Below are 26,318 nucleotides of genomic sequence, written 5' to 3' on the forward strand. Positions count from 1 at the left end.
TTCATTACATGATTAAAAGATCTACCCTATTTCATTCAAAAAGTCAGGTCAATCAGGGGGTTCGCTTCATCCTTAGTCGCAAATGTTTAAATCTACATCTTTTATGCATTGAACTGCACAGAAGCATTTTAAATCAACGGTAATACAGCTGTCTGTTCTCTCGAAGTTTTCAACCTTGCAAAGTTTGCCAAGATTTATTTTACTTCCGTCATCCGACAATAGATTTACGTCTTTACGATCACGATCCTTTGGCTCTAAAACGCGAAGTGTTGCACAACAATTGTCAAAAACATCTTCTACTCTGAAAAAGACAGAAATGCAGTCTTTATCATGTGGATTGTTTTCATCCTTAAAAAATGCATGGAATAACTTTCCATCATCGTTTTGAAGTGTAAACACTCGAGTATCTGCACGTTTATTTCTTCTTGAAGGGCTTACAAGAGTTCCTAGCGGCTCAAGGAAACAGCTTGTTAAGCATGGAATACATTCATCCTCAACCGCCTCATCCTGAATGTCTTTAATCGCACGTACTACCTCACAGACACAGCTGTTAACATTACGAATATTATCATCCTCATCTCTAATACTACCTCTTCCACAACCACTCATGATCTTTCCTCCTTTACTTTGGATTCTCTACAAGATATTCATCCTTACAGGGCATTGATTGGTCAATTGCCATCCCTTTATGAAAATAGGCATAAAAAATATAAAGTGTTACACACTACGAAAAAGAGCTTCCATATTGCCATTTAGAAGTGAGGGAACAAGCAATGAAACAAACGAAATGGGTTGCGGTTCTCATGGTCTTCCTGTTGAGCGGCTGTGCAATGTTTGAAGAAGTAGGGCCGGCAGAATTAGCAATTGATGAGGACAAAAGGGAAATTATCACAGCAATCAATCAAAAGCTTAAAGAAACAGAAGAACTGTACGACACCATCGTAATAGCAGCAGATGATCAGATTTTAGTATCGTATAAAGTGAAGCATATGAACCGGTTTAAAATGAAAGGGATCGAGAAAAAGCTCAATAAATGGTTTGAAAAAAAGTATCCAGATGAACAAATCGACGTATCGAGTGATTACAAAATCTTTTTGGAATCCTACAATCTTATCCAAAACTGGACTGAAGATAAGCTGACAAAAAAAGAAGCAAAAAAGAAATTTGATAAAATTATTAAGCTGAAAAATGAAATGACATAAGGGTGGCAGCAATGAAAAAAAAGACGTTATCACAGCAATCCTATCAACAGCTGGCGGATGCACATGAAAGAAAACGCCCAGTTTTAATGAATTGTATTAAGGCTTTTTTTGTTGGCGGGCTGATTTGTGTGATTGGGCAGGCGGTAACAGTGCTATTCATTACGTTTTTTCCTTTTACCGAGCAAACCGCGGGCAATCCATCTGTATCAGTTATGGTCTTTTTATCGATGATTTTAACTGGCATCGGTGTTTATGATCGCCTTGGACAGTTTGCTGGAGCGGGAAGTGCGGTGCCTGTAACAGGGTTTGGAAATGCGGTCATAAGTGCAGCGATTGAGCATCGCACTGAAGGATTTGTGCTTGGCGTCGGGGGGAATATGTTTAAGCTTGCTGGATCTGTCATTGTTTTTGGTGTGGTGTCTGCTTTTTTTATCGCAACCATTAAAACATTGCTTATTCAGTGGGGGATTATCGGATGAAGCAAGAGTCAACATGGTTTTTTCAAAATAAGCCTTCCATTTTAGCCACTGGAGTAGTGGGCGGACCTTTTGAAAAACAAAGTCCGCTGGCAGAAAAATTTGATTTGTGCATGGATACTCTTTGGATGAATGAAGCAAGCTTCGAAAAAGCAAACAGACTGCTTATTGACCGATCGATACAGACGGCCCTAAACAAGCTTTCACTTCACCCTTCTGACATCGATGCGCTTTTACTTGGTGACTTAATCAATCAAATAACCCCTTCAAGCATGGCTGCCCGCTCATTAAATATCCCATACCTCGGTTTATTCAGTGCATGCGCGACCTCCATGCAGGGATTGTCGCTGGCTGCGGCCTTAGTAGATGGAGGGTTTTGCGAAAAAGTTATAACGGGGGCATCAAGCCACAATGCAGCTGTTGAAAAGCAGTTTCGTTATCCAACGGAATATGGCGGACAAAAGCCTCCTACTGCACAGTGGACGGTTACAGGAGCAGGATTTGCCGTTGTTGGACAAGCTTCTGATGAAGGAGCATCAATAGCGACGATTGACAAAGCAACTATTGGAAGGGTAAGAGATCCTGGGTTAAAGGATCCGTTTAATATGGGAGCTGCTATGGCACCTGCAGCGGCAGAGGTGATTGAACGACATTTCCTAGATACAGGAATGAAGCCAGTTGATTATGATGTCATTGTGACAGGGGATCTTGCCTGGATTGGACATGGCATTGCGGAGGATTTACTGAAGAAAAAAGGGCTAACTTTTTCAGAAAATCAATTTCTGGATTGCGGGAAAATGATCTACGCCCAATTGGATGGTGTTCAAGCAGGAGCTAGTGGTCCAGCCTGTTCGGCCATGGTAATTTATGGACATTTTTTAAGCCTTCTTCAAATGGGGAGCATTAAACGGATGCTCGCTGTTGCAACAGGTGCGCTTTTATCACCCTTAACCTTTCAACAGGGAGATTCCATTCCCTGTATTGCGCATGCCGTCGCGTTATCAAGTCCTGTTTCTACATTATAGCGTTGAAAGGAGTACAAATCATGTGGCCATTTTTCTTTTGGGCATTTGTCGTAGGAGGAGGAATCTGTGTCATCGGGCAGCTTATGATGGATGTTGGAAAGCTTACACCTGCTCATACGCTTAGCACACTGGTTGTTTCGGGTGCGTTATTAGAAGCATTTAACTTATATGAGCCTTTGATTGATTTTGCCGGTGCAGGTGCGACGATCCCGATTACATCCTTTGGAAACTCATTGCTCCACGGGGCGATGCAGGAGGCAGAAAAGCACGGAATCATTGGTGTTCTCACTGGAATGTTTGAAGTGACAAGCTCTGGTATATCAGCTGCCATTATTTTCGGTTTTATCGGAGCGCTCATTTTTCGTCCAAAAGGGTAACAAGAAAAAACCTCTATTTGCCCATACCTTTTAATAGATCTACTCATAGAATATTTAAGAGATGTAAGGGGGAGGTGAAGCTCATGTTTGGAGGATATCCTGGTGGGATTGGTGGATATGGAGGATGTGGCTACGGTTATGGTGGCCCTGTTCAATGTTGTGGATACGGTGGTGGTCACTCCACATTCGTATTAATCTTGGTTCTTTTCATCTTGTTAATTATTGTAGGTGCGAGCTTCTGCTAAATAATAAGGTGGGATCCAAATGGAGTGCACTTTTTGTTTTGATTCCTATTTTTATGAAGACATTATCTTCATTTGACTTGAATGAAAGCTAGCTTTTTAAAAAAATAAATGCACGGTAAAAACATGGGTTCTGTATCCCCATGTTTTTTTTAATGGAATCGAGTGCTTCATATTCCATTGCACAGAAAAGTGGCTGAATTCATACACTACTATGGACGACAAAGGAGGGAAATGAAAATGAATGATGCTTTTTTTAAAAGAATCGAACAAAAAACAGGTGTAAGTATGGACAATATCTTTTCACTTGCGCAAGCTTTTCAAAATGCTGATTTTAAAGACCCAATTACAGTAAGAAAGCTGATCAAGCAGGTTTCTGCAGCAGCAAACAAGCCAATTACAAAAGAGTTAGAAGATAAAATTGTAGAAACCATTACAGCAAAAGGAAAATCAATCGATTTCAGCACGCTTGCTGATATGATGAATAACAAAAAATAATTCTCTTTTAAGAACGTTTTTTGTTACTTTGCGACATAAAAAGAACGCTTCATACAAAGTCTTTAGTAAAGTTTAAAAAATTGGAGAACGGGTAAAAAAAAGTAACACTTATCCAAAACTTATTAGGGGGTGAGGAGCATGGGATATATTGCACCTGTCAATAATAATCAATATCAACTGTATGCCGAAAGAGTTACGATGAAAAGGTATGATGCTTATAACCTGGTGCCTACTCATCGTATTACTCCGCAATCAAGGTTTCACAAAGAACTTCAAAATCGTTTGGAACGAGAGTCCGAAGTGAAAGAAAGTCTTAATAAATCAAATTTTCAACAGCAATCTTATAGTAAAGAGGCAGCACCGTCCACAATGCCTCAAGTTTCGTCCCACGCCATTACGAAATTTACTGGTAAGGGCCGACACATAAACGAAGTGATTTAACGAAAGCCCTCAGCGATATTTATCACTGAGGGCTTTTATCATACAAGGTTTTTTTGCATTGATTTATGAAGAATTCCAGCGTCCATGAATTCATCCGAAGTAACAGTGAATCCTAATCGTTCATAAAAGGGAATAGCATGTACTTGTGCATTAAGCTTTAGGGTTGAGAATCCTTTCGAAGCAGCATATTTCTCCATCGCATCCATCATCAGAACGCCGGCACCTTTCCCACGCTGGGCAGCGTGCACACAAATGCGTTCAAGCTTCCCCACTCCATCAACTGAACGAAAGCGGCCTGCTCCAACAGGGATACCTTCATGATACATCACAAAGTGCACTGAGGTTTCTTCGTATTGATCAATTTCTTCTTCTTCAGGCACTTTTTGTTCTTCTACGAAAACGAGCTTGCGAACCTCAAACGCGTCTTCCTTTTGTTGTTCCGTTGCAGCAAGAATAACGTTCATCTTATTGAGATTCCTTTCCAAGCCTAAAGGTCTCATATACTGTCCACGAACCATTTTCGAGCTGATACAGCAAGTGAAAACGGTCAATCGTTTCTTCGTGATTCACACCGGCCATTCTTAATGACTCATATACATCTGAATGCTCATCATCGGATAGCTTTTGTGCGATGGTAATGTGTGGAACGAAAGAAAACTCTGGAGCTCCTCCGAACTCTTCAGTGTGTAAGGCATTATGAAGAGTCAGTAACTCAGGCGTATTGTCTACCTTCATATAAATTACGTTATTAACAGGTTGAAAAGAACTGATTTTATAAGCGCGTAACGTAAAAGGTTCATGTTGTTCACTTGTTTTAGCAAGCTTTTCAGCTATTTGACGGATTTCCTCATCTGTTGCTTCAACCGGATTTTTTAACGTTAAATGTGGTGGAATTAATGAATAATGCGGGTCATAGCGCTTTCGGTAAGAATTCGCAAGATCCTGCAATTTTTTAGATGGAAAAGCGACAATGCCATATTTCATCATCACATAAACCTCCTTCTATAGTGTGTGGAACTATTATAGCAAATTGTTGAAAAATTGAATAACGTTTAATAAGAAGCTTTCTTGAACATCAATTTAAGAACTCGTTCTAGATCAGGCTGCCAGAATTTCCACGTATGATTCCCTTCAAACTCTTCATAAAACACCGAAAAGCCTTGTGAAGTCATTTGTTCGTGAAGCGCTCTGTTCGGAGCCAAGAAGTCCTCTTCCGCACCGCGCGTTGTTTTCACTGTGGTTTCTTCAGTTCCAATTATATGATAAATATTAAGTAAATGTACGTCCTTGAACGCACGTGTCGCACAAAGAATGGCATCATTGACATAAGGAGATTGCATAACGACGCGTCCAAATGTATGCGGGTAGGCTAGAGCAGTCGAATAAGAAACTGTCCCGGCAAGTGAATCGCCAATTAACGCGCGGCCTAGGCCCATTTGATAGGTAGGGTATTCCTTATCGATAAAACGGATTAGCTCATGAGCTAAAAAGCGAATATAGCCCTCATATTGCTCACCATCCGGATGGTACTTTTTTCTGCGGTCCTCAACATCCTTATAAGGCACCGCAACGATAATCATCTTTTCAATTTCATCTTCAGCGAGCAATCGGTCAGCTAATCGAGGGAGGCGTCCAAGCTGAAAATAATCCTTCCCATCCTGGGCTATGAGAACAGTATATTTATAAAGCGGCGAAAAATTAGCCGGCAAATAGACAAGCAGCTTCATGTCTTCTTTCAGTGCTTCACTATATAGCGTGCGTTCTTGAATGGTCCCTCTTTCAGTCATTATAACTTCCTCCATTTCACTTTCGTATGAAAAATTAATTTGAAGCGATTACTGTTAGATTGTATCATAACTTGTGTAAGGAACCGTCAATGGAGGTTACAGGCAGAGTAGAAAAATCGCGGACGACAGGGAGAGGGAGACATAATGGCAAACGAAAGAGTTCATTCACGCGAAGTAACAAAGGCAGCTCAGGATTGTTTATTGGATAGAGGTGTGACCATTCAGGACATTGCCGATATCGTCATGCAAATGCAGTATCCGTACAATAATCAATTAAAAATAGAAGAATGTATCGAAAGTGTTGAAAAGGTATTATTAAAAAGGGAGATACAGCATGCGCTATTGGTAGCAGTAGAGCTTGATCGTTTAGCAGAGCAGAAAAAGCTTTCAGAACCGCTGCAATCATTAATTGAATCAGATGAAGGATTGTTTGGTGTGGATGAGACCATCGCGCTAGGTGCAGTTCTAGGATATGGCAGCATTGCTGTAACCACATTCGGTCATCTCGATAAAAATAAAATCGGAATTATAGCAAAGCTTGATACAAAGACTGGCGGAGGCGTTCATACCTTCTTGGATGACATGGTGGCTAGTATCGCAGCCAATGCTTCTTCGAGACTGGCCCATCGCCAGCGCGATATCGAGGAGAACTTGCCCCAGGAAGAAAGAAGAATTATTGAGGATGAATAAGTAATTAAAAAAGAGGCTGACGAGATATTACTTCGCCAGCCTCTTTTTTTAAGAAATAAGTGAGCTGGTGTGTTTAAGTCGGGTTGGCTGTGAAGATAAAATATTGGATAGAAGAAAGGTTCGCTGAGCGCGGCGTTTGTGACAGTAGGCATAAAGAGAATCTGGTGTCATACGAATAATCGAAATGGTTCGTTTGCTAATATGCCCATCAGCTGATTGGTAAATAATATCCACGGACAGCTGCTGCTCCAAACTGCGCTTAAAAAGACCGGTCTGCATAGGGTCACCTCCTGATGTTGCTTTTATTATATGAGAACGTACGTTCTTTATGCAACTGGAAATAACTGAAGGTAAAATGCTCAGCAGGCTGATTATTATTCAGGAGGGAGATGTTTTATTACAAAAAGGAATTGACGAAAGAAGGTATTTCTATTAAAATAAAACATGTCGCAAGTACTACATAAGCAATATCCCAGATCGTGATTCCGTAGCTCAGCTGGGAGAGCGCTACCTTGACAGGGTAGAGGTCGCTGGTTCGAGCCCAGTCGGAATCATACTCAAAACCCCTTGAGCCTGTTGGCTTCGAGGGGTTTTTTCATTCTTACCAAAAACGAGTGATTCCCCGTTTTGCTTACCTCTCGCTTACCATTTTTCAATTTACCTGTTTTCTCGGGTTAAATTGCTCATTCAATTTTGCTGCTGCATCCTGGTCAGCTTCGATGATTTGGTGACCATAAATATCGATTGTTGTTTTGATACTGGAATGCCCTGCACGTTTACTTGTGGTATTAGGATCGATTCCTGAATAAAGACAAATTGATACATGGGTATGTCTTAAATCGTGTATGGCAATATAGCGCATATCATTTCTTAGGCAAAACTTTTTCCACCACTTGTTTGGAGAGGTAGGATAATAAGCATGGCCATATTCATTACAGATTAACCAGTTTTCTTTTTGATTGTAGGAAGGACCCATTTTTATTTTGTTTATCTTCACTTCTTTTGATAATAAGAATAGAGATTCCACAACAAATTGAGGAACGGAGAGGGTACGGCCACTCTTTTTCGTTTTCGGTTCTTTTACTTTTCCTTTCCCTTTTTCACCTCTTACGATCGCTTTTGAAACAGTTATCGTTCCTTTTTCTGTGTCAATTGAATCTAATTCCAGCGCTAAAGCTTCACTTCGTCTCAAACCCCCATAAAGGGCTAAATAAATGAAGCATTTCCAGTGTAAGTATTCATGTTGTAATTTCTCGGTTAATTCTTTGACCTCGGCAATCGAATATACATTATCCACTTTCATCGTTTCTACCTTTGGCATCTTAATTTTTTTCACCGGATTATTTTTAATAACTTCCCAGTCTTCAGCTCGTTGCATGACATTTCGTAGCACTCGATAAATATCCCTTTTCGTACTACTTGAAAGCTCACCGTCTTTTTTAAATGCTTTCACATTGTCCAAAAAATGAATGACTCTCATCGCATTAATATCTTTGACTACCATTGATCCGAATTCAGGGATTAAATAATTTTTAATCACACTATCATACAATTCTCTTGTACTTTCTTGAAGGATCTTCCTAGCATATTTTTCTTTCCACTCGGTTACAAAATCCGCAAACTTAATTTTCTCTGGCGCTTGATAGGAACCGGTCATGACCTCATACTCGTACTCTAGTAAAAGCTTATTAGCAGCTGTCTTATTTTTCGCCTTGACCGTCTTGGTACGGATGATTCGTTTACCTTTCCCGTCTCTCCCTAAATCGACGCGCAACTCCCACTTATCATCCCCGCGTTGCCTAACACTCCCCATTTTAATCACTCCTTAGATCCATTATTTCATAAAATAACTTTCTTATGGGTAGGTTTAATGGTGTCTCTAACCTGATATGGTAGTATATTGGCCTATTGTAAACCATCTAATTAAATAAATTTAAGGTGTAGGTATTCGTCAATCATTATAGACCGGTAAGTGGTTTACTCATTACGATATCTCGGATCTATATTTTAGTGATCTATTTTTTGGTTAATACGATCTTCAAATTCGTCATCATCTAACCAATGGCACAGTAATATATATAAATGTATATCAACTTTGATAATTCTGTTAACTAAACTTTGAACAGACATATCAAGTTGCTCTACTTATAGTTTAAATCCTTGTTTTGTTCTTCGTACTTTACAAGGTGTAAATCGACAGGTTGATAAAAGAAGCTCTCGCTTTTCTCATTACCATTATTTCCATCTTTATATTTAACAGTAAATAACTTACCCTCTGGACAGTCCTGGCGCGCATCTTCGTATATTTTTTAAAATTCAAAGGAATATCTTCAAAAATCAAATCCCAAAAAATTTGGTCATTTTATCACTCCTTTATAGGTTAATTAATTGACTTTTTTTGATAATTACCCTGCCTCCTTTTATCAAGGTCTTGGATCTTAAATACCATCTAAAATTTTAAAGGAATATTGAATATTCATTCAATTATACCATTTGAAAATTTAACATCTTACTATTAAAACCTATACATGTCAAGAACTATAACGTATAATAATATATAAGTAAGCTAAAAACCAAGCTTATCTTGACACAGGAGGTGTTAATGTGGTAAAGGCTATTGAAGTAGCCAATTTTCTTTTGAATTTAAGTAAACCAAACACAAAAGAAAGCATATCTAACTTAAAACTACAAAAGCTTCTTTATTATGTACAAGGATTTCATTTAGCATTTTATAACGATCGACTATTTGAGGATGATATTCAAGCGTGGTCTCATGGACCGGTGGTTCCTGATGTATATCGCGAATTTAAAGGTAATAGTTATCGGGATATACAGCCTAGCCCTTTAATTAAAGAGAGTGATTTAGATAGAAGGAAAGAAGACTTAATTCGTGAGGTTTGGGAAGTTTTTAAAGGATTTGATGGCAAGGAATTAGAAAAAATGTCCCATGAAGAAACTCCTTGGAAAAACGCGAGAGGTGATTTACCTGAGTACGCATCTTCAATGGAAACAATTCCAATAGAAAATATTAGAGACTTTTTTAGGGAAGAGTACGTTAAGAATTAAAGAGTGAATTTGTCACTCTTTTTTTTTCGGAGGTAGAGAAGTGGAAATAGTCATTCAATTTGTAATGTTTTTTCAGAAATCTATGAATTTGATTATACCTTTAAGCTTTACCATCTATTTGTTTGCTTATAAAGAACAAAAAGATATAGCTTATTCTTTATTTAAGCAAAAAATACATATTTTATATACTGGTTTTGTTCTCATTTCATTACTATTTCTAACGATTAATATTATATTTCCAATAAATATTGAATCCCAAAAAGGAACAAATAATGAGAGTTTTTGTTTAATTATTGTAATGATTATAATTGATTTTTTATGGATAGCTATTGCTTTTTTCGCATATAGACATTTGTTAAATACATTAAATATTTATAAAAATTTCAACGGTAACCTAAACTTAGTTAAAAAGGATCTCGATGCTATTAAAGATGTGTTTAAAAAATATGAAAATAATGAAATAGATAAGTATAAACTCCAGAAGTTCTTAGAAAATAAATTTAAGAGGATAAACATCTGTAGCGAAATATTGTTTCAAATTATGTTAAGTAAAAAGAAATATAACCTAAATAATGATTTTACTAATTCAGTTGACCAAATAAGGAAAAATTTATTGGATCCTGTTAAAGATATAACTTTAGATTCAAATGTTCATACAAAAATAGTGAGTTATTCGAATCGTTATTTCATCACACTAGAGAAGGTTGTATTAAAAGGATTAGTGGATTTGATTAATGTAGCATTAATAAATAATAATTATAAAGCCTTGGATCTGCTGCTGGATTGTTTTGAAAATGCTAAACCAGGATATTATGAACCTCCAACACCTGATATTAAAAGGGATTGGAAAATCGCTACTAAATCCAATGACGATCTTGAAAAACAATTAAATCAGATGTTTGATGAATATTTTTATGCATCTCACCGAGTATTGGATAGCTTATATGCCAGTAATAACAGCAGATCTCAAATATTACTTAGAGATCTTGAACAATGGCAACATCAGAGTGGAATTTATTCTTATAGTAAAGATTTCGTTACACTAGTGACATCATTAATAATTAATTCTATTGAAAAGGGTGATTTGAAAAAACTTACAGACTCCTTTAATATTTTGCTTGACCATTATAATAGTTTTAAATCCAAAACTATAGATTCAGGAAGTAACAGAATAAAAATCCAAAACATTAATCTTCTAAGGCAAAAAGTTAATTCAGAAGGTTTTGATGAGATTGAAAAAGTGATATATAAGTTTACTTATTTATCAATAGTAAAATCAATAGAATTAGGAAGATATAGTTGCGCTGGATTTCTAATAAAGACTTCTCTTATAAACTTGGATTCATCTAAATTTATGCTACACATATATCAAATTAACAATGATACTACAAATACCCTATATGAAATGGGATTAAGTAAAAGTTTATCCAAAACATTTTCTGTAATGTTTCCATTTAGTGATTCTTCGTATAAATATTGCTTGTTAAAGGCGAATTTTTTAATTTTCTTTCAGTATTACTATGCAAATAAAATCAAAAAAATTAGTAATCAAAATATTAATAATCTATATCCTATGTTATCTCTTCTTAGAGATAACAATTACTTTGAATATCTAAGTCATAAGGTGAAAGAAATGAATAAAGAATATGGTATGATTTTTTTGAAGAAAGATCACTTTGATGATCTTTATGCTGAAATTCGGATATTGGTTTCAACTAGAGGAAATGAAAAATATTTATCAAACTACGCATCTCTTATTAAAATGTGAATGTTGACAAATTTAAATGATTTTAAATTATTGTAGACAGCATGATGTCGACATTAAGTCAGATTTTACACTTTTTGCTTGCTTTCACTTTACATTTTACTGGAAGTTAGAGTATGCACTTTGTCACTTTACTTGGAGCCTCTGTGGGCAAGAGATCGAGCCAAGAGAGGGATATTCTCAGCCAACAAGGCTATCATGCCGCCTCTCCAAATAAAGTGCGCATCTTTTCTGGTAATGAAGTGTAAAGCTCTATTAAGCAAAATATTTAAAGTTTTTATGAGCGTTTACAACAAGTGAGCGGGCATAAAAGAATAGGATATTGAAAATCACGTTGAAGAAGTATTTTTTTATAGCGTTGAGAACGATAACCTGCAAATTATGTCGAATTTAAGAAGCAACGGAACGATATAATACTCTACTATTTTTTAAAAAAGAGGTGGGAAGATGGATTCAGTTGTCCATGATTCAGTTAAATTTTTAGGAAAACATGGTGTAAAATCAGAAATAGAATTTCATAGGTATACAGGATTATACATTTTGAATATATACGAAGATAATAATGGAGAGTGTCTGAAAGAAGCTATTACAGAGACTGTATTTACTAAAGAGGATTTAGTTGAGTTTGCTTCTGAAATACTACGTTTTGTTGAAAAAAGCGAAGGTACAATAGATTAAATCAAAAACTAATAAGAATTTAATTTGAAACTATGAAAGAATGAAACCATTTGAGAAGGTATATTGATATAGAACTAAATGCCTCTAAAGCTATATTCTTTAGGGACAAGCATGGAAAGAGTATTGAAGAGAAGATAATAACAGAATGTTCACTATAAACATTTATCAAATAGATGATATGGAGCAAATCCCAAGGAACCAACTGCTACTGTTTATTATAATACTTATGAAATGAAGAAGATAATAAGTGAATTAGCATTTTGTAAATTAAGTCGCTCCTGACTTTGAAGAATGAGAAAAACATAAGCGTACCTAGTAGCCATTGTATTGGCAAGGTACGCTTTTTTATTTGAATTTATCAATCCACATTAACATAGGAGAGAGGCTGGATTGAAATATATAATTATTTTTTATGTTTGTTTAAGGTTCAAATATCACTTGGATTACCTTTCCAATGATACGGACTTTATCTTTATGAATAATTATAGGTTCATATTGGTCATTTGATGCAGTTAATAGTAATTGATCATCAATCAACTTTTTGATTTTTCTTAGTGTAGCATGTTGATCATCGATATTCACCACAACAAGATCACCGTCTTCAAAATCTGTCTTTATTTTTACTACAGCTTTATCGCCCGAATAGATTCGACTACCAGACATAGATGGATCGTTTACATTAAGTATTATTAGATCGTTTTCTTGATATTCAGCAGGGTTTGCTAAATCTATATACCCCTCAATATTTAATTTGCTAAAAACAGGTGCATTGGAGGGGATGTTTTTAATCAATGGAATTGAAATTGCTGCTGGGAATGCCTTTTCTTGGTTAATGGCATCAATTGAGTTATTGAAATTAACCATTTGTTGATTAATTTTCTTTATTATATTTTCAGGAGTTTCTTTTTCAAAATCAAAACCCAAATTTTTGTAGATGGCAGTCATTATCTTGTTAGGTTTTTTAGTAAAGTTCAAAAATTTTTCTGGTGTATCAGTTTTTTCTAAAAATTCTTCTTTCAGATCATCTGGGCAATTGTCATAATAACTTTTTCTTCTGTCCTTAACAAACTCTTCTTCGTTTTCGTAAACTGATTCTTTCATGTTATTAAGGGTGTTATTTAATAAACGATAATTCTCGACGTCAAAATTATTAAAAAACTCTTTCATGTGGTCGGGAGCTTTTTCTAAGTAAGCAGCCAATAATAAATTATCAGGATCTCCTCCAGTTATTTCTGCTATTACTATTGAAACTTCTTTAGATGGAGGTGGGGTATCACCTTTTAATAATTGACTTATATAAGCTTGAGAAACTGAGTGACCTTTATCTTTGGATCTTCTAGATATCTCTCTAAGCGACAATTGACTTTGTTTTATATATTTGTTTAATAAATCGTTATAGCGCAAAATAACTCCTCCTAACTTTTCTATTATACCTAAAATTATTGATAAAAAATAATCAACTTAGATTAAAAATAATTTGATCAATTTTTATTTATCAGATCCATTGACATTTGATTGATTATTATTTATTATACAAATAACGATTGATAATTATTAATCAATCATTAATAATACAAGGAGGTGAGTGATTTGAGCATATATTCGGAAATGCTTTCGAAATCTGTTGAGGAAAGTGGATTAAAGCTTGATAAAATTGCAGATTTAATAGAAAACCAAATTGGATCAAAACCATCAAAGGAATATTTAAGTAGACTTAAAAACGGAAAAACTTCGCCTGCGAGTAATAAAATTAATGATGCTTTAGCAAGGATATTGGGGATAGACCCTTGGGATTTAAAGACAGCTGCGTATCGAGAAAAAGTTCCACACGAAGTTATAAAAAGGTTTCAAAAAACATCATAAATTTAATATTTTACTTTCTATCAACAATTATATAATAAATATTTATTTAGGTTGGCAGAAAAAGGAGGAGAAAATCATGAGCTATGGCAGTGTTGGGAAAGCTGTAAGAACATTGCGTGGTAAGGATTCACAACTAAAATTCTCCCTAAATCGAAATGTATCTAGGGAGAGCATCTCAGCTTATGAAAGAGGGGTGACTAAATTACCCAAGGATATTTCAAAGGGATTGATGGAGGAATATGATGATCCATTCTTTGCAATGGTTGTACGGCAGAATTACACCGGAACTGGCCCCGTCTATTTAGATGGGGAAGCAGTCGATCTTCATCGATCAAGCGTAAAGGAAAAAACGATTGAGGAAATGGAAGAGGCTCTTGCAAAGCTAAGAAGCTTTTGTATGGCTAAACCATTACACCTTTTAACGGAATGGGAAAAAGACGAACTTAGATTTGTACTGGAGGAAGTAGCAGAAGCAGAGGTTGCCATGAATCACTTAATGGCCGTAGTTTGCAAAGAAAGTAATATCAGTTATTCGAGCATCTGGAAGCGTATATACGATAAATTTGCCTCTCTCAAATACATTACAAAGGCGACATTTGCACAAGTGAAAAAAGCAACCACATGAACTGCCGACCAAAGCAAGGTTCAGTGACTGCAAAATATTTTATACATCAATTATAACACAATTCATCAAAAAATAGGAGGAATTACAATGACAACAACCACAATGGAGCGTAAAACAAAGGTTAAAAAACAGGAAAGTAACGAGAGAGTAATGGATCTGCTAGCACCAGTCCTTCGAGAAAGATATAATGTGAAATTTGTTCTTGTAGCATTATTTGATGCAGCAGCTAATCAAGATCTTACTGAAAAACGAGTGAAACACATTCTTGAGGAAGAGCTGCCTAAAATGAATGAACTCATTGAACTTTTGAAAGGTATTAAGACTCCTAAAGTTGTTAGCTTAATGGAAGCAATGGTGAGGCAGGGATGCGATCCAAGGACTTTACTTCTTGCGTTATTAAAAGAACTCGTTGATAACAAGTCTCTTACTTATGATCGTGTTCGCCAAATCATTGAGAAAGATTTTTCTGATATCGAAGAATTGTATAAGAATATCTTGAATAAGAAAAAAGCGAGAAGAGGAGTACTGGTCTAATGGTAGATGTGGTGCAACTTCAATCGGATGTTCTTCACTTAGTTCAATCGGATGTAAAGCGTGCAGAAGAGTTCTTCCGTAAGAATCAGAACAAAAGAATGGATGTCGAGGTTCGCAGTGGAGATGATATTTGTTCCTTCATTACTTATAAAGACCAGGTTCAATCAGTCTTCTCTAGCTATATAGATAAAGAAACAGGTATGGCTTTAGTCGTTGGGTTTACGAGTTCCAAATTTGAGGCAGGAGATGCGGAATTTAATTTTTATGCTGATGCACAAAATACGACCCTGGTCTGCGAACGGAAGGACAAACAGATCAGCATTACATTCGAGAGATTACTAGGGAGGTAGTGTATGTCATTGCAAGTTATTAATCAAAACGGTCAGTTACTGATAGATAGTCGGGATGTGGCAGAAATGATTGACCGACCTCACAACGATTTAATGAAAACCATCCGGGGATATATCAAGCATCTTACTCAGGGAAATTTCTCCCTCAGTGATTTCTTTATCGAAAGTACTTATAAGGACAGTACTAGCCGGTTATTGCCTTGTTTTCTTCTTACGAGAAAAGGCTGCGAAATGGTGGCCAATAAAATGACTGGTGAAAAGGGGGTCCTGTTTACCGCTGCTTATGTTACTAGATTCGAAGAAATGGAAAGAGCGTTAACAAGCACCGCGGGGTTAAGTCCGGAGCTTCAAATGTTTAAGCAACTATTCGATGTAGTTGCAAAAAAAGAACTGGAAGACAAGCGACGTGATGAAGAAATAAAGGCTCTATCTACCAATGTGGTTCAGATAAAAGAAACCTTTTTGCAACGTGATGATGATTGGAGAGATGCTATCAATCGAATGATGAAAAGAGCTGGATTCATAGCCGGTGGAAACTATAGCGATCTACGTAAAATGAGCTACGAGCGCCTAGAAGAGCGAGCAAAGTGTAACATTAATATTCGTTTAGCAAATCTTAAGGATCGTTTAGAAGAGGCAGGAGCTACTAAATCGAAGGTCAGTAAAACAACCAAAATGGATGTGATCGAGTCCGATGTTCGTTTGAAGGAAATCTATATGACCATCGTAAAAGAGATGTCTATAGGATCAATGAGAGCATAAAAAAGGCCACTGCAGCAACAGTGGTCCATTTCGCAAAATACCTTACACCAAGTATATCAAAAGAGGAGTGGTTCGTCACTCCTCTTACAGAAGAAGGTGAAGTGTGTGCATGGCTACGTCAAATTGTATCGTAAAACGTTAGCCTCCTCTATATGGCAGGATCCAGACTTATTCAGGTTATGGATGTTCTGCTTAATGAAAGCCAGTCACAAGGAACGAACTGTTATGGTTGAGAAAAAAGAAGTTGAACTTGATCCTGGACAATTTTATACTGGCAGATTTAGCTTGCATCAGGAGTTTAATAACGGGGTTCCTCCTCGTAAACAAGTGAAGGACACAACGTTATGGAGTTGGTTAAAGAAGCTCGAAAGCATGGGCAACCTTGACATCAAAACTTATAACAAATATAGCGTAGTATCAATCGTTAACTGGTCTGAGTATCAGGATACTTTGACAACAGAACCACAACAGATTGACAGCAAAATGACAGCAAAACCACAGCAGATTGACACAAACAAGAATGTAAAGAATGTTAAGAATGTAAAGAAAGATAAGAATGTAATTAATACTACTGAGGACTCCGTCGACTTAATCGCTCAGCGATTTGCTGACCTTAAAACAATACAAACAGGTCGTCCTTCTCATCCTAGTACTGAAGATTATCAAGCAATCGTCCAGATAGTCGTCCGTGGAGTGTCAGTCTCCCAAACTATCGAATTGCTTGAACAGTGCTTTAAGGAGTTTGAGGAACGGAAACCCAATGGGAAAATCACTAGCTTTAAATACTGTGAGAGTTATATACTCGATCGTTTAGAAGCAGAGCAAAAAAAGGAACAAATACTTGCCAAAAGGAGGATAACAAGTGACCAGAACAATGGCAGAGATACTGGCAGCACTCCAAAACAGGAATCTCTCACAAACGGTCAGGTCGGAAGATTCCCAAGACGTAAAGCATGAATGTTCCAAATGCCTCGATAAAGGAGTTATCATTTTTCGGGTCCATAAAGATACAGAATGGCAAGGTTTTACACCCAAAGAAAAGGTACTTGAAGAGGATTTTCTTTCAGGTAGCGTATGTAGTCCAGATCGAGCTAAGGAGTGGTTGACAACCTTTTCGCAACGCTGCAGTTGTATTGCGGAGAAAAGAACCGAGCGATTGATGAAGGCCAGTGAAATTACTGAAGAATTTAAAAGGTTAGGCTTTCAGAACTTCGTAAGAGAAGGGAAGCCAAAGATTATTCAAGATATTTACGAGGCTGCGCTTGAATATTATCAGGACTTCAAAGAGATTCGTAATGTTCGCGCTAATAGTATTGCGTTACTTGGTCAACCAGGTACAGGAAAGACACACTTGCTTACTGCTATTTCAAACAACTTGCTCCAGCGACAACAAGTGCCGGTTCTCTATTTTCCTTATGTGGAAGGCTGCAATAATTTGAAGGATGATTTTAGCAAGCTTGAGGCTAAATTAGAGCGTATGAAACAGGTGGATATATTGTTTATCGATGATCTTTTTAAACCGGTTAAGGGCAATCCTCGAGCTACTGATTGGCAAGTTGAACAGATGTACGCTGTGATCAATTATCGTTACTTAAACCACAAGCCGATCCTTGTTTCATCAGAACTAACGGTTGATGAACTGGTGGAAGTGGATGAAGCGCTAGGCACTCGCATTTATGAAATGTGTCAGGATTTTACCGTTGTGATTCAAGGTGACCGAAAAGAACTCAATCACAGACTGGAGGCGTTAAAACATGTATAAAAACATGACGGCCGAAGAATGGAGAAAATCATCCGCCCCACTGCCTAGCTGCCTGAAATGTTTGGATGAAGGCGCGTTCTATAAATTTTATTCGTACGGATACAAGATGATTCCATGTCCTGAGAAAGCCTGTCAGGAACGGAATTTGCGTGAAGCGGAGAAAAGCAAAAGAGAGCTTGAGATAAAGCTTGAAGATGAGCGGATAAGGTTTGGCATCGAGAAGGAAGAACTTGGGTTGGATGCGCATTTGAGGAGACTAGCTAGAAAACAAGCAATATGACATTTAAATATAAATTAGGAGGAAACAAGATGATTACTAAAGATTCTGCACTTCATTTTGGGCATTTAAGTTTGGAAGTAGGCTCTAATAGTGAGAATGATGCAACAATGATCACGGTAACCGAATACGAAGAAGTTTCACCAAAACATTATAACGAATCCAATAAATATGAGTTTTATTTAGTTGATGAGGAAACAGAAATGTTTATCAAGGCACTACAAGAAAGAATCAGACTTAATGATTGATCCTTATAACAGGCTGGAGGGTGTTGTGGAATGAATCGACTAAACGTAGAGCAAGCAGCTGAATATTTAGGAGTATGTACCAAGACAGTATATGCAATGGTACAGGAGAAGCAAGTCCCTCATGTAAGAGTTCGAAAGCGTATTTTTTTTACGCAGGACGGATTGGAAAAGTGGGTCAAGCAGCAAGAGATTGAATCAACTGGGGCGCTTGATATAGTTTAAACTCCATGAAAAAAGCCAGGATTCCTCCCGGCTAATAATAGAAGCTGGTACTTTTATTATAGCATAGGGAGGTCCCAATTATGGAGAAAAAGATCAGTTTAATGGAGAATGCTGTCTATGTTGTAAAGGATGGACAGCTAACAAAAGTTACTGTACCGTCTGGAGGGTTTGGAACTGACGAAGTTGTATGGCAAAACGGTACAGTAATTGATGTAATTCGTAGCCAAAGACAGAGAATATCAGGACAAAGTGAAATATAGAATAGATCTAATGACAAACAGTTTTGTGAACACTCCGAAAAGACCGTTTTAAATATTTTGTTTAGGTGGTAATCTAATCACAAAGAGAAAAGAGAAGGTGAGTAATAATGAGAAAGCTAAAAGACCATGACATTAGAGAGGTTCTTTTAGAACATTTAAATATAAAATATGCTAATGATCATAATACTCGTATTGTAAATGAAATGGGTGTGATTCATGGTCAATCTCGAGTTGATATAGCTGTCATTAATGGAGTTTTACATGGCTATGAGATTAAAAGCGAAAGCGATAATTTATTAAGATTACCAAGCCAAATTTTAGACTATAATAAAGTTTTTGATCGAATGACTATAGTAGTCCAAAGAAAGCATTTCGAAGGTGTTCGTGAGATGATACCGAAATGGTGGGGGATAATTCTTGTCAGCAAAATTAAGGATGAGATTTCCCTTAGAGAAGTAAGAAAAGGAAAAGTGAATAATAATATTGATCCCTTTATTCTTAGCCAACTACTTTGGAGAGATGAAGCTTTGAATGTGTTAAAAGAACGAGGCTTACAAAAAGGTTATTTAAGCAAGCCTCGGAATGTTATATATAAAAGATTGTCTGATTCATTAAGTGTGAATGAGATAAAAATTACCGTGAATCAACAGTTGAAACAGCGTGTTGGTTGGCGAGATCATAAGCCACCAATGTTAGATGATGGTTTACTCCAACATTAACCCATCTTTCTGCATTACCAGGTGAATTAACTGAATTAGCACAATTGTAAATGTATTCGTCACCAGCTGAAAATGTTCTTCCATAATATGAAGGATGATTTAATACTTGTTGACACAAGTGGACCATTTGCCCGAAACCATTATTCTTCACTCCAATTCCCCGGAATATTAAATATTCATTAGCAGTAGTATATTTTATTCCTGCTGCCATGTTGATAATTCTTGGGTCTAAATTAACAAAATCAGGATGAGAAATATTGTAATCACTAAAAGAAGGTATACGAGCTAGTCCAGTATTTCTTAATGACTGATACACCGTCCATTCGGTTCTTGGTAATGTTCCATTAGAGTTGGTTGGAATTTGTCTAAGATTACTTGGATATGCTGTGCTCGCTAATATTAGTGATCGCCATTCTTGTAGATAAGGCAATTGAGCAATTGTTAAGATAAGATTATTTAAATGAGACTGCTCCGTCTGAGAAAGAATTTGTTTGTAATCAAGAATTATATCGACAGATTCTTTTTCAATTTCCAAAAAATTAATTAAGTTATCTATATTTACCCTTAATACGGATATATCAACTAAGTCGCTTTCAACCAATCTGATACAAACTCCATGTTGATAAGAATTATTAACATCTTTAACAGCTTGGTGAAATTCAACATATCGAAAAATACCAGTTACAGGAATAGCAGGAATACCCTTTGATTCAATTTCGCTTACAACAAATTCAACAAAATGATTACCAGTTGATAATGAATCATCAGTAAAATCTTCATTATTATAAAGAGTATTTAGATCCACAAATACAGGAGAAGACTGATTCCATGATGTTTGAACTTGTTCTCCTATATTGCTTAAATGTTCATCTAGAGATTTGCTAAAATCTCCACTTGGATGATCAAATGGGACTGGTTGAATTTCAATGAGTGGTGTCATATTGTTTTTCAGATCAGAACTTACGTTTTCTAAAGCAGACCTTTCACCTCTTTTCCATTTTAAAATGGGAACGTAATGGTCTTTGCTTAACATAATAAATCTCCTCCTAGTAATTTAGTCTTGTGAAGTTGATCTAGGTAGTTAAATAGGAATACGTCTAAAAATTGTGAAAGTTTCAAATTTTATATCTTTTGTCTAACGGAAAAACCGAGGACACGAAGCAAGAGCATCTCGCTCTTGGTTTGTGTCCTCTTTTTTATTTTCTATTAGGGGGTAGGGGGTTAATGGATGAATAGACAACAGATTGAAAGCGCATTGAAGGATTATCGGTGGATGATGAACAGCATCCTTTTGCTTGAAGAAGAATTGAAGCATCCTAATGCGAAAGTAACTGCCCTTTATGGAATTGAAGCAGCTATGCCAAAAGCGCAAGGCGGCCCCTCTGATCCTGTTTTACAAGAGGTATGCAGACGAGAGAAGAAATGGAATCGATTAGATAACTACCGTGAGAAATGTGCCTTTATTACGTCCAGGATGCACCTTATTACCAACGATAGAGAAATTGAAGTATTAAACCTTACGATGGATGGATTGAGCAACAGGAAGATAGCTGCACACATGGGATTCTCACATACTCATATTAAGAGGATTCAAGAGTCCATTGTGGCGAAGTTAGTAGACAAAAGGGAGCATGTGGCTTAGGTTCCAAATGTTCCATTAGTACCATAATTTTTCTTTTTAAAATTTTCTTGTAAACTTAAAGGCAGGTTCGGGGAGTCGTGCAGTAGGTCGCGTAAGTGACCGGAAAGAATCACTTCGGGCCTTGAACAATAAAAATTGAATGCTCTTAAAGAACGCTATCATATCCGGTAGCGTTTTTATTATGTCTGAAATGAGTGATCACGTGAAAATCAGCGATAAAACATATGAGAAGTTGTGTAAGTCGTGTGTATGGGTGAATAAAGAATCTGGCAAGGTTCTTTGTCCGTTTGTGAAGTGTGTGAAAGGGAATTTGAAGTAGATGGAGGTAAATGGAACCTTTTGGCGAATAACATGACAAAAGGAGAGTGATTGAGGATGGACATCGCAAAAGAATTGAGAGAAAAAGGTTGGAAGACGGTTGATATAAAAACTCTCTCTAGAGGTGACGAAGAACATCATAAAAACGTTATTCTGGAAGACTTTAATTTTGACGAAATAGCAATTTACCCATTTAGTTTGAAGAAAGTTGCTGAAAAAGAAAATACAGTTGAGTTAACAGGTCTTTGGATTGAACTTGCCCCTTTGGTTTCGTACCAGGATGAGATACCATCCCAAACATTAGACGATTCCTTAGTGCAAATCACAATCGATCGTGTTAAATAGAAGTGGATAACTAAAGGCTTTGTAAGTGGACGAAAAATGAAAGATTTTAGAAGGAAAAACGAAAGAAAAATGAAAGATTTTTAAAAGGACGTTTTGTTTAAGATGGATTATAGTTATAGCATAGAAAACTGACAAAAGGGCAGATCATTTTTGATTTGCTCTTTTTATTTGTTTTTTGTCAGTATTTGACGAGTGATAGAGATTGTTCTCAAACTTTCATTAGTTAATAATTAAATGGGAGGGGATGGAATGTCTAGAGTAAAAAGAATTGGTTTTAATTTTTTTAGGAGTATAACTCAAAATGAGGAAGATCGGACTGTTTGGTTAAATTTGAGTGAAATATTTGATCATATTATTGCTCAATATCAGCATGCAAGAGACAATGATACTTCTGAATTTAAAAGAGTCTATACTTATAACTATGAACCGGCAAGACTGTCGCAGATAAATATTGATTATAATACACAATACTATCATTTAACTTTTGAGAGGTTGAATTATGCCCTACCGAATAGAACAACACTTCACGGTGATTCTGAGATGTTGGATTTAGAATCCGACGAATTCATTGGGCATGAAGCAACGGTTCTATACGATCCAGTAAATCACATCCTGATGATACAAAGAAATAGAGATTCACTAGGGCCTACAGCCATAGGTGCATTCATTCAATCATTAGTAATAGATGCGGGAGCAGCTCGTAATTCTTCCATTGCAATGATAACTGACAACACTGCACAGAGAAGAGCTTTTAATCAATCTGCATACAGAAAGGTCTATACAAAGATAGTTGGTGCAAAAGCAAATGGAATGATCGAACGATTATTTGGTCGAAATCCTAACGTTGATTCTATTGAAATTTCCTTCAATTCTCGGTCTGTAAGAGATTCCGAAATCGATCAAGACTTCACAGTAGGATTGCTTGAAGAGTTTATTAATGATCCCGAAGTTGAGAAATTAAGAATAAGATCCAGAGAACATGAGGAATCACCTGTCGAACCAATTGATTTGATAAATCATAAATTAGAAGCATCGCAAACAGTTGATTTAAGAAATGACAGACAGTTAAATTCTTACAGGGTTTTTGAGTATATGGTTGAACTATACAACGGAGAAAATGGGGGCTATAGAAATCGAATACTAAGGATGGATTGATATGCGCTTAAGCTATTTATTTATTATCATTGCTTTTGTTTTATCATTAATAATAAGTGGGATTGTATTTATGTATTTCCCTATTTTTGAATTCAAGGGGTTTGAAAAAGCTTTGGATGGAATACTACTTCTTTCGAGTATTTGCTTAGGTTTTTATGGCGCCTGTTTAAGTGTATTAGCATCTATATTTAATACCAAAATAGTAAAAGAAGTAATGAATGATAGAAGCTATAGGTCAGAATTTATTATGATTTCTGTTTTTTCATTATTAACAGGATTCGTCTTAGTACTGACAACTATCGTTTACCAAGTCCTATTTGCAAATGGGAATGTTGACTTTTTTATTATGAATTTAATTAATTCAATCTGGCTATTTCTCCTAATTATATTTCTATCCTTTAGTGTCTTGTTTATTCTAATTTCATTTTTTATCTTCTTTCAAAATAAAAGTGAGGAGGAAGGTACATCGGTTAAAGCTGGTAAAATTACAAATCCAAATTTTTAATTATGACTTCCGAAAAGGATGTTTTTTAAAATTTTTTCTTAAAAGAGAAATTAACATAATTTAAAAAACAAAGAAACCTGTACACTGTACTCACAAGCGTGAGTGTCATTGAATTTGTTAAAGGGATACAGTTCCTATTGAAGAATTAATAGTAGAAAGGAGGGAGGGATGGACGATGATATTAATCATTGAGTATAAAGATCAAGAAATACCATTAGTTGTATCAAGTAGTCCTAAGGAAGTTTTACAGGCTATTGTCGACAGTAAAGATAATACATTGGTTTATAATAATAACAGTACTCTTAACATCAATCAAAAGTTTGACAAGATTAAATCTATAACAATTACATTTGAATGACAATCAAGCATTCCTTCGGGGTGCTTTTTTCTATGTCTGAAAAAGGATTTAATATATAAAAAATTTGAAATATTTAAAGGATTTTCCTGTTTTTTCTCGAATTTATGAGAAAAAGGGGGCGAATAACATGAAAAATTACAAATTAATTATCCATTTCAGTGACAGTTCATCTTAGGGAGAAGAAACGCATAATGTTAATCTAAACGCAGATCAAATTGCTTTTATGCTCAAAGAATACGAAAAACCAAATGCAGAAATTCAAAGCCAAAAAACCGGTGAATCTAGAAAAATAAGTGAAATTAAATCTATTGAACTTTTATTTTGATTTAAGAGCATCCTAAAAGGGGTGCTTTTTTTATGTCTGAAAAAGCGAATAGCGTGAGAGGGGTGAGAGGATGTGAAGTTCACAGATAAACAACAGATGTTCATTGATGAGTATTTAGTAGACTTAAACGCTACACAAGCAGCAATAAGAGCTGGTTATAGTGAAAAGACTGCATATTCACAAGGACAGAGATTGTTGAAGAAAGTTGAAATCTCCGCGCGTATAGAAGAACTAAAGAAAACGCGTGCCGATCGATTGAATCTCGATGCTTATTGGGTGCTCAAACGCTTGATGGATATATCTGATCGATCAATGCAGGCTGAACCTGTTTTGGAATGGGATCCAGTCGAAAAGATGATGGTCGAAACTGGCGAATATCAATTCGATTCAAATGGTGCTAACAGGTCCACTGAGTTAATCGGTAAGCATTTAGGTATGTTCAAAGACAATAATAATCTTAATGTGAATGTGGGAGTGCAGATCGTCGACGATATACCGGACGATGATGACGATGAATAAGGTCAGAATGTCTGAGATCATCAGCCCTCACTTTTTGAAGTTCTGGAAAGCCTCGCGCAAAAAGAAACATTTACGCTATGTCTTAAAAGGCGGTCGTGGATCAGGTAAGTCATTTCATATTCCTCTAAGGATTGTCAATGACATCATGGAATACCCTGTTTCAGCTATCTGTATGCGTAAAGTCCAGAACACGATTAAGAAGTCTGTATTTGAACAAATCAAAGCAGCCACAATCGTCATGGGGGTCAGTCATCTTTTTAAGTTTGTTCCGTCAAATCTAGAAATTACGTATTTGCCTAGAGGGAATAAGATTTATTTTGCTGGCGCTGATGACCCTGAGAAACTGAAATCCATTAAAGATGCTGAATATCCTGTATCGATCCTATGGATTGAGGAATTAGCTGAGTTCAAAACAGAAGATGAAGTCACGACGATTGAAAACTCAGTTTTACGTGAAGAGCTAGTCGGAAAGATTACATCTGAATCAGCAAGAAAAAAAGCATATACGTTTGATTACTCATTCTATTACTCTTACAATCCTCCAAAACGAAAGCAATCATGGCTGAATAAAAAGTATGAATCAGTCTTTATTGATGCAAACACATTCGTTGACCATTCAACATACTTGGATAATCCTCACTTATCGAAACGCTTTATTGAAGAGGCTGAGAATGTTAAAGCTAAAAAGCCTCGTAAATATGACTGGGAGTACATGGGGAAAGCCATTGGTTCCGGTGTGGTTCCGTTCGATAACCTAACGTTTAGAAAGATAACCAATGACGAGCTCCGTTCCTTTGATAATATCGTTCAAGGGATTGACTGGGGTTACGGTCCAGATCCATATTGCTTCCTTCGCTTGCATTACGACAAGACGAGAAGGAGGCTTTTTCTATTGGATGAACATTATGGCCAGAAAATCAGCAATCGTGAAGCAGCAGAATGGATTGTTAAAAAAGGTTATCAAACCATCATGATCATAGCTGATAGTGCTGAACCAAAGTCGATCAGTGAAATGAAAACGTATGGAGTGAGAATCAAAGGAGCTGTTAAAGGTCCGGGTTCGGTTGAGTTTGGTGAAAAGTGGCTTGATGATCTTGAAGAGATCGTGATTGATTACGAAAGAACACCTTTTGCTGCTAAGGAGTTTGAGGATATTGATTATCAAACTGATTCGAATGGTGATCAAAAAGCAAGATTAGAAGACAAAGATAATCATGCGATTGATACAACACGCTATGCTACTGAGCCATTAAGGAAGAAAGGTATGAGCGTACTAACATAA

General features: G+C 36.4%; 38 protein-coding genes and 1 tRNA gene. 31 read left to right on the plus strand and 8 right to left on the minus strand.

Annotated features, from left to right (window positions below):
• Positions 1–72 precede the first annotated feature (72 nt).
• Positions 73–609, minus strand: coding sequence for a CotY/CotZ family spore coat protein (locus KP78_RS09605; RefSeq protein ID WP_041088430.1), 537 nt, complete (start codon positions 607–609; stop codon positions 73–75).
• Positions 610–773: 164 nt separating this feature from the next.
• Between KP78_RS09605 and KP78_RS09610 the strand changes: the two genes are divergently transcribed.
• The 7 genes from KP78_RS09610 to KP78_RS09640 all read left to right on the plus strand — a co-directional run bounded on the left by KP78_RS09610 (position 774) and on the right by KP78_RS09640 (position 4,261).
• Entirely contained in the window at positions 774–1,202 is a 429-nt protein-coding gene (locus KP78_RS09610; protein ID WP_052474742.1) for a hypothetical protein, read from the plus strand.
• A gap of 11 nt (positions 1,203–1,213) precedes the next feature.
• Positions 1,214–1,681 carry a stage V sporulation protein AC gene (gene spoVAC, locus KP78_RS09615; RefSeq protein WP_041088432.1) on the plus strand — a complete coding sequence of 156 codons (468 nt, stop codon included), beginning with the start codon at positions 1,214–1,216 and terminating at the stop codon, positions 1,679–1,681.
• Entirely contained in the window at positions 1,678–2,703 is a 1,026-nt protein-coding gene (spoVAD, locus tag KP78_RS09620; RefSeq protein WP_041088434.1) for a stage V sporulation protein AD, read from the plus strand. Before spoVAC ends, spoVAD begins: the two co-directional genes overlap by 4 nt.
• 20 nt (positions 2,704–2,723) lie before the next feature.
• Complete coding sequence (spoVAE, locus tag KP78_RS09625) at positions 2,724–3,080, plus strand: stage V sporulation protein AE (protein ID WP_041088436.1); 357 nt, start codon at positions 2,724–2,726, stop codon at positions 3,078–3,080.
• A gap of 83 nt (positions 3,081–3,163) precedes the next feature.
• The gene (locus KP78_RS09630) at positions 3,164–3,325 is read left to right on the plus strand and encodes a YjcZ family sporulation protein (protein WP_041088438.1); all 162 of its coding nucleotides are present in this window, start codon (positions 3,164–3,166) and stop codon (positions 3,323–3,325) included.
• Positions 3,326–3,562: 237 nt separating this feature from the next.
• A complete protein-coding gene (gene spoVIF, locus KP78_RS09635) occupies positions 3,563–3,820 on the plus strand; it encodes a sporulation-specific transcription regulator SpoVIF (protein ID WP_041088440.1) in 258 nt (85 codons plus the stop codon).
• A 138-nt stretch (positions 3,821–3,958) separates the two neighbouring features.
• Positions 3,959–4,261 carry a hypothetical protein gene (locus KP78_RS09640; protein ID WP_041088442.1) on the plus strand — a complete coding sequence of 101 codons (303 nt, stop codon included), beginning with the start codon at positions 3,959–3,961 and terminating at the stop codon, positions 4,259–4,261.
• 38 nt (positions 4,262–4,299) lie between these two features.
• On the opposite strand, the gene KP78_RS09645 is transcribed toward KP78_RS09640, so the two are convergent.
• From KP78_RS09645 to KP78_RS09655, 3 genes are all read right to left on the minus strand, one after another.
• A complete protein-coding gene (locus KP78_RS09645) occupies positions 4,300–4,725 on the minus strand; it encodes a GNAT family N-acetyltransferase (protein ID WP_041088443.1) in 426 nt (141 codons plus the stop codon).
• Between the two features lies 1 nt (position 4,726).
• Positions 4,727–5,245: a YjcG family protein gene (locus KP78_RS09650; RefSeq protein ID WP_041088701.1), complete on the minus strand. Its 519-nt coding sequence runs from the start codon at positions 5,243–5,245 to the stop codon at positions 4,727–4,729.
• A gap of 68 nt (positions 5,246–5,313) precedes the next feature.
• Positions 5,314–6,048 carry an alpha/beta hydrolase gene (locus tag KP78_RS09655; RefSeq protein WP_041088445.1) on the minus strand — a complete coding sequence of 245 codons (735 nt, stop codon included), beginning with the start codon at positions 6,046–6,048 and terminating at the stop codon, positions 5,314–5,316.
• A 144-nt stretch (positions 6,049–6,192) separates the two neighbouring features.
• Between KP78_RS09655 and KP78_RS09660 the strand changes: the two genes are divergently transcribed.
• Positions 6,193–6,738: a phosphatidylglycerophosphatase A family protein gene (locus KP78_RS09660; protein WP_041088447.1), complete on the plus strand. Its 546-nt coding sequence runs from the start codon at positions 6,193–6,195 to the stop codon at positions 6,736–6,738.
• Positions 6,739–6,786: 48 nt separating this feature from the next.
• Here the strand turns inward: KP78_RS09660 and KP78_RS09665 are convergent, their stop codons facing one another.
• A complete protein-coding gene (locus KP78_RS09665) occupies positions 6,787–7,017 on the minus strand; it encodes a WYL domain-containing protein (RefSeq protein WP_041088448.1) in 231 nt (76 codons plus the stop codon).
• Positions 7,018–7,219: 202 nt separating this feature from the next.
• Here KP78_RS09665 and KP78_RS09670 point away from each other — a divergent pair.
• A tRNA-Val gene (locus KP78_RS09670) sits at positions 7,220–7,292 on the plus strand.
• 98 nt (positions 7,293–7,390) lie between these two features.
• Here the strand turns inward: KP78_RS09670 and KP78_RS09675 are convergent.
• Positions 7,391–8,551: a tyrosine-type recombinase/integrase gene (locus KP78_RS09675; RefSeq protein ID WP_041088450.1), complete on the minus strand. Its 1,161-nt coding sequence runs from the start codon at positions 8,549–8,551 to the stop codon at positions 7,391–7,393.
• Between the two features lie 791 nt (positions 8,552–9,342).
• Between KP78_RS09675 and KP78_RS09680 the strand changes: the two genes are divergently transcribed.
• The 3 genes from KP78_RS09680 to KP78_RS09690 all read left to right on the plus strand — a co-directional run bounded on the left by KP78_RS09680 (position 9,343) and on the right by KP78_RS09690 (position 12,247).
• Positions 9,343–9,804: a Panacea domain-containing protein gene (locus KP78_RS09680; protein ID WP_041088452.1), complete on the plus strand. Its 462-nt coding sequence runs from the start codon at positions 9,343–9,345 to the stop codon at positions 9,802–9,804.
• A gap of 40 nt (positions 9,805–9,844) precedes the next feature.
• A complete protein-coding gene (locus KP78_RS09685; protein ID WP_041088454.1) occupies positions 9,845–11,572 on the plus strand; it encodes a hypothetical protein in 1,728 nt (575 codons plus the stop codon).
• Positions 11,573–12,016: 444 nt separating this feature from the next.
• On the plus strand, positions 12,017–12,247 hold the full coding sequence (locus tag KP78_RS09690; RefSeq protein WP_041088456.1) for a hypothetical protein: 231 nt from the start codon (positions 12,017–12,019) through the stop codon (positions 12,245–12,247).
• Between the two features lie 420 nt (positions 12,248–12,667).
• Here the strand turns inward: KP78_RS09690 and KP78_RS09695 are convergent, their stop codons facing one another.
• Positions 12,668–13,651, minus strand: a complete 984-nt coding sequence (locus KP78_RS09695; RefSeq protein ID WP_041088458.1) for a LexA family transcriptional regulator — start codon at positions 13,649–13,651, stop codon at positions 12,668–12,670.
• A 186-nt stretch (positions 13,652–13,837) separates the two neighbouring features.
• Between KP78_RS09695 and KP78_RS09700 the strand changes: the two genes are divergently transcribed.
• The 12 genes from KP78_RS09700 to KP78_RS09760 all read left to right on the plus strand — a co-directional run bounded on the left by KP78_RS09700 (position 13,838) and on the right by KP78_RS09760 (position 19,869).
• Positions 13,838–14,110, plus strand: a complete 273-nt coding sequence (locus tag KP78_RS09700; RefSeq protein WP_052474743.1) for a transcriptional regulator — start codon at positions 13,838–13,840, stop codon at positions 14,108–14,110.
• Positions 14,111–14,186: 76 nt separating this feature from the next.
• On the plus strand, positions 14,187–14,735 hold the full coding sequence (locus KP78_RS09705; RefSeq protein WP_041088460.1) for a hypothetical protein: 549 nt from the start codon (positions 14,187–14,189) through the stop codon (positions 14,733–14,735).
• A gap of 87 nt (positions 14,736–14,822) precedes the next feature.
• Positions 14,823–15,269: a hypothetical protein gene (locus tag KP78_RS09710; protein WP_041088462.1), complete on the plus strand. Its 447-nt coding sequence runs from the start codon at positions 14,823–14,825 to the stop codon at positions 15,267–15,269.
• Entirely contained in the window at positions 15,269–15,619 is a 351-nt protein-coding gene (locus KP78_RS09715) for a hypothetical protein (RefSeq protein ID WP_041088464.1), read from the plus strand. The genes KP78_RS09710 and KP78_RS09715 overlap by 1 nt, the downstream gene beginning before the upstream one ends.
• 3 nt (positions 15,620–15,622) lie before the next feature.
• The gene (locus tag KP78_RS09720; protein ID WP_041088466.1) at positions 15,623–16,381 is read left to right on the plus strand and encodes a Rha family transcriptional regulator; all 759 of its coding nucleotides are present in this window, start codon (positions 15,623–15,625) and stop codon (positions 16,379–16,381) included.
• Positions 16,382–16,486: 105 nt separating this feature from the next.
• On the plus strand, positions 16,487–17,338 hold the full coding sequence (locus KP78_RS18630) for a hypothetical protein (RefSeq protein WP_052474744.1): 852 nt from the start codon (positions 16,487–16,489) through the stop codon (positions 17,336–17,338).
• Positions 17,256–18,143: an ATP-binding protein gene (locus KP78_RS09735; RefSeq protein WP_052474745.1), complete on the plus strand. Its 888-nt coding sequence runs from the start codon at positions 17,256–17,258 to the stop codon at positions 18,141–18,143. The genes KP78_RS18630 and KP78_RS09735 overlap by 83 nt, the downstream gene beginning before the upstream one ends.
• A complete protein-coding gene (locus tag KP78_RS09740) occupies positions 18,136–18,423 on the plus strand; it encodes a hypothetical protein (protein ID WP_041088468.1) in 288 nt (95 codons plus the stop codon). The genes KP78_RS09735 and KP78_RS09740 overlap by 8 nt, the downstream gene beginning before the upstream one ends.
• Before the next feature lie 29 nt (positions 18,424–18,452).
• Positions 18,453–18,668, plus strand: coding sequence for a hypothetical protein (locus KP78_RS09745; protein ID WP_041088469.1), 216 nt, complete (start codon positions 18,453–18,455; stop codon positions 18,666–18,668).
• A gap of 30 nt (positions 18,669–18,698) precedes the next feature.
• Complete coding sequence (locus tag KP78_RS09750) at positions 18,699–18,890, plus strand: helix-turn-helix domain-containing protein (protein WP_041088471.1); 192 nt, start codon at positions 18,699–18,701, stop codon at positions 18,888–18,890.
• An 80-nt stretch (positions 18,891–18,970) separates the two neighbouring features.
• Positions 18,971–19,150: a DUF3954 domain-containing protein gene (locus KP78_RS09755; protein WP_041088472.1), complete on the plus strand. Its 180-nt coding sequence runs from the start codon at positions 18,971–18,973 to the stop codon at positions 19,148–19,150.
• Positions 19,151–19,257: 107 nt separating this feature from the next.
• On the plus strand, positions 19,258–19,869 hold the full coding sequence (locus KP78_RS09760) for a sce7726 family protein (protein ID WP_041088474.1): 612 nt from the start codon (positions 19,258–19,260) through the stop codon (positions 19,867–19,869).
• On the opposite strand, the gene KP78_RS09765 is transcribed toward KP78_RS09760, so the two are convergent.
• Positions 19,784–20,902, minus strand: coding sequence for a beta family protein (locus KP78_RS09765; RefSeq protein WP_041088476.1), 1,119 nt, complete (start codon positions 20,900–20,902; stop codon positions 19,784–19,786). The two genes, KP78_RS09760 and KP78_RS09765, sit on opposite strands and share 86 nt — an antisense overlap.
• Positions 20,903–21,097: 195 nt before the next feature.
• Between KP78_RS09765 and KP78_RS09770 the strand changes: the two genes are divergently transcribed.
• From KP78_RS09770 to KP78_RS09800, 7 genes are all read left to right on the plus strand, one after another.
• Positions 21,098–21,511 carry a LuxR C-terminal-related transcriptional regulator gene (locus KP78_RS09770; RefSeq protein WP_041088478.1) on the plus strand — a complete coding sequence of 138 codons (414 nt, stop codon included), beginning with the start codon at positions 21,098–21,100 and terminating at the stop codon, positions 21,509–21,511.
• A gap of 375 nt (positions 21,512–21,886) precedes the next feature.
• On the plus strand, positions 21,887–22,174 hold the full coding sequence (locus KP78_RS09775; RefSeq protein ID WP_041088480.1) for a hypothetical protein: 288 nt from the start codon (positions 21,887–21,889) through the stop codon (positions 22,172–22,174).
• A gap of 249 nt (positions 22,175–22,423) precedes the next feature.
• Entirely contained in the window at positions 22,424–23,329 is a 906-nt protein-coding gene (locus KP78_RS09780; protein WP_041088482.1) for a DUF6731 family protein, read from the plus strand.
• 1 nt (position 23,330) lies between these two features.
• On the plus strand, positions 23,331–23,834 hold the full coding sequence (locus KP78_RS09785) for a hypothetical protein (RefSeq protein WP_041088484.1): 504 nt from the start codon (positions 23,331–23,333) through the stop codon (positions 23,832–23,834).
• A gap of 175 nt (positions 23,835–24,009) precedes the next feature.
• On the plus strand, positions 24,010–24,192 hold the full coding sequence (locus tag KP78_RS09790) for a hypothetical protein (RefSeq protein ID WP_041088486.1): 183 nt from the start codon (positions 24,010–24,012) through the stop codon (positions 24,190–24,192).
• 397 nt (positions 24,193–24,589) lie between these two features.
• Positions 24,590–25,036, plus strand: a complete 447-nt coding sequence (locus KP78_RS09795; protein WP_235420893.1) for a terminase small subunit — start codon at positions 24,590–24,592, stop codon at positions 25,034–25,036.
• Positions 25,029–26,318, plus strand: coding sequence for a PBSX family phage terminase large subunit (locus KP78_RS09800; RefSeq protein ID WP_052474761.1), 1,290 nt, complete (start codon positions 25,029–25,031; stop codon positions 26,316–26,318). Before KP78_RS09795 ends, KP78_RS09800 begins: the two co-directional genes overlap by 8 nt.

The sequence above is a fragment of the Jeotgalibacillus soli genome (genome assembly GCF_000829435.1).
GTDB classification, from domain to species: Bacteria; Bacillota; Bacilli; order Bacillales; family Jeotgalibacillaceae; genus Jeotgalibacillus; species Jeotgalibacillus soli.